Source organism: Chromohalobacter sp. HP20-39, assembly GCF_033052815.1.
In the GTDB taxonomy this organism is placed as follows: domain Bacteria; phylum Pseudomonadota; class Gammaproteobacteria; order Pseudomonadales; family Halomonadaceae; genus Chromohalobacter.
Map to the genome: position 1 here is coordinate 1 of NZ_JAWHTP010000566.1, position 280 is coordinate 280.

Below are 280 nucleotides of genomic sequence, written 5' to 3' on the forward strand. Positions count from 1 at the left end.
CTCTTTCCGGGCAAGGAACGTGACGTGACCGTCCGAGTCCAGAACACCGGCAAGCGTGCTGCACTGGTCCAGGCATGGACAGACGATGGCAGCAATGAACGGTCGACACCGGAAGCGGCGAATGCGCCCTTCGTGTTGCGGCCCCCGATGTTCCGTCTTGATCAAGGTAAGAGCCAGGTGCTGCGCATCCTGTCGACTGCAGCAGACCTGCCGAAGGATCGCGAGAGCCTGTACTGGCTGAACGTGCTGGACATTCCGCCCACGCCTTCTGCCAAGTCTG

General features: G+C 61.4%; 1 protein-coding gene. It reads left to right on the forward strand.

Annotation, left to right across the window (positions count from 1 at the left end; all coding sequences use genetic code 11):
- Nucleotides 1-24: 24 nt before the first annotated feature.
- The coding region (locus tag RVY79_RS19220) for a fimbria/pilus periplasmic chaperone (RefSeq protein ID WP_317466160.1) at nt 25-280 on the forward strand (256 nt) is incomplete at its 3' end.